The following is a 2,330-nucleotide window of genomic DNA, read 5'->3' as shown; positions in this document are numbered from 1 at the left end:
GGCGATTCGGCACCTCACCGTGGCCGGGTCTGAATTTCCTGTCCTTTCCGGGTGTAGCGGAGACCGCGACCCCAATCCGTAGTTGTACTGATTCATGCCCTTCTGTCCCGGTGAGACGATAGTTGCCCACAGCAGGAGTAGGCGTTGCGACCGGGTGTAAGCGGACTGTTCCAAAGCTATAAACACGGCGGCGGACTGCAGCCGTTACTGGGCAGGACGGTACGGGATGTTCTCGACCAGGCCGTGGCGCACTGGCCGGACTGCGAAGCGTTGCTCGTGCCGCAGCAGAGAATCCGCTGGAGCTGGCACGAATTGCACAGACAGGCCCGGGAGCTGGCGGCGGGCCTGATACTCATCAATATCCATCCGGCCTACCGGCCGCCAGAACACGAATACCCACTTGACAAAGTCGGTTGCCGAATCGGGCGCGCGCGCCGTCACGTTCAAGCGCGGTGCGCGCATGCATATGTCTGATGCCTCGGCTGCACGGGACCACGCAGTGATTCCGGAGGATCAATAAAATGATTGTAGCTTTGATTGTTGTTACCACAATCCTTGTGTTTGTTGTAGTCGATCTTTTGCTCCGGATGCTCCTGAAAAGGGTGCGTGAAACACGAACAAGAAAGGAAAGAGAACTCGCTCTGGATATCGGGTTGAAGCTTGATGTGAGCGAAGAAGCAAAAACGTTGAAGCGGGTAAAACTAGCGGATCCAAAAGCTCGAATATTGGCTGTGGATGATGAAGAAATAATTTTAGACAGTTTTCGCAAAATACTCGTCCTCGCAGGCTATAGCATCGACACAGTGGAAAGGGGCTCCGAAGTTTTAGGGCTCATCCGTCAGAATGATTACGATTTCGTCTTCACCGACTTAAGAATGCCTGAGATGGATGGGGTCGAAGTGACGAAAGCCGTCAAACACCTGCGACCGGATATCGACGTCATCGTCATTACCGGTTTTGCATCGATAGAGACCGCGGTGGAAACAGTCAGATTCGGAGCGATTGATTATATTCAAAAACCATTCGCTGAAGATGAATTGCTTGAATTTGTCAAAACCGCATTGATAAAACGGCAGGACAAATTAGAAAAGCAAATGCGCCACAAAATCCGCTTGATCAAGCCGGGTACCGGTGAATCACGGTCCAAATTCGAATTGAACGTTCCGGGTGGGGTTTTCATATCTCCTCAACATGCATGGGCACGGATCGAGTTGAACGGTACTGTTCGGGTTGGGCTGGATGATCTCTTAAGAAAGATCTTTGAGAAAATTGATCATGTTGAGCTACCGGAAACAGATCAGGAAATCGCAAAAGGCGAAACGCTGTTTTCGGTGAAATATGGTGACTACAGTTTGAAAATACCTTCTCCGCTCAGCGGAAAAATCACTTCTGTAAATACAGAACATGCTGAGCATCCTGAATGGTTGGCGATCAAACCATTTGAGTTGAGCTGGATGTGCGGAATCGAGCCGTCAATGCTTGCAAGAGAATTGCGGGGATTGAGAATTGGCCTTGATTCAGTCGATTGGTATCAAAAGGAAATAGACAGATATAACGAGCTTTCAAGCAAATTTTTGGAGGATATTTCTCAGTATGAATCGGGCGAATCAAAAGAAGTCGAGGAAAATAGAAATGCAGAATATTTAAAACTTCTGGTTGGGTTTTCAAAACCGTTTTTACAAGTTGAGAATCCTGATTAACTTCTGGCTCTGTTCATAATGAAAAATTAGCGAGGCATTTATGCTGAAAAGTTTTGTTTCCATAGGAATTCTGTTTTTTTTGACTTTTCCACTATTAGTTGTTGCGCAGGAAACAAAGCAAACTGGAAGGAGGCCGGTGGAAATACCATCCGATTCACCGGTAGGCATTTCCGACATACCGGATGAAATTACTATCGAATCATCGGTAGGGAACGTGCTTTTCCCACACAAGGTACACATGAGATTTCGGTGCAAAGCATGCCACCACCAAATCCATGCCAAGGAACTGGAGACGCCGCATCCTGACTATCTGACGTCTTCCTGGATAAATTGCCAGGACTGCCACGACACAGGTTCAGAGACCACGAGGAATAATTACAAGTGCTCCGACTGTCATCATTCAGAGCCGGAAAATATTTCAGATGAAACGCTCAGTTCCAAAGTAGTCGTCCATAAAAGTTGTTGGAAATGCCATAAGTCAGGTACTGGTGTAAAGGCAAGCGAAGGGTGCAGTACATGTCATGTGAAGGAAGAGAAATAACTGGGGTTGTCGTTGGAGATCGTGAAACTCTCACAGGGTTCCAAATGCTGGCAGAGTTAAGGAGACAGCATGGATAGACGAGGTTTTCT

The 2,330-nt window shown here is 47.9% G+C and carries 3 protein-coding genes; 2 read left to right on the top strand and 1 reads right to left on the bottom strand.

Going from position 1 to position 2,330, the window contains the following annotated elements:
- Window positions 1-204: 204 nt before the first annotated feature.
- A complete protein-coding gene (locus V3S16_RS00915) occupies window positions 205-462 on the bottom strand; it encodes a hypothetical protein (protein ID WP_413882794.1) in 258 nt (85 codons plus the stop codon).
- 59 nt (window positions 463-521) lie between these two features.
- On the opposite strand from V3S16_RS00915, the gene V3S16_RS00910 reads away from it, so the two are divergent.
- Together V3S16_RS00910 and V3S16_RS00905 are read left to right on the top strand one after the other, a co-directional pair.
- Window positions 522-1,700, top strand: a complete 1,179-nt coding sequence (locus V3S16_RS00910) for a response regulator (RefSeq protein ID WP_413882793.1) — start codon at window positions 522-524, stop codon at window positions 1,698-1,700.
- 136 nt (window positions 1,701-1,836) lie between these two features.
- A complete protein-coding gene (locus tag V3S16_RS00905) occupies window positions 1,837-2,241 on the top strand; it encodes a cytochrome c3 family protein (RefSeq protein WP_413882792.1) in 405 nt (134 codons plus the stop codon).
- Window positions 2,242-2,330: the final 89 nt, after the last annotated feature.

It is taken from the genome of Candidatus Desulfatibia sp., from assembly GCF_036446775.1.
In the GTDB taxonomy this organism is placed as follows: domain Bacteria; phylum Desulfobacterota; class Desulfobacteria; order Desulfobacterales; family UBA11574; genus Desulfatibia_A.
The sequence above is the reverse complement of the archived record's forward strand: the minus strand, read 5'-3'. Positions and strand labels throughout refer to the sequence as shown.

Bases quoted from the DNA above. Each gene is read 5' to 3' on its own strand.
- V3S16_RS00915 (WP_413882794.1), bottom strand. From the start codon at position 462: ATGCGCGCACCGCGCTTGAACGTGACGGCGCGCGCGCCCGATTCGGCA.
- V3S16_RS00910 (WP_413882793.1), top strand. From the start codon at position 522: ATGATTGTAGCTTTGATTGTTGTTACCACAATCCTTGTGTTTGTTGTA.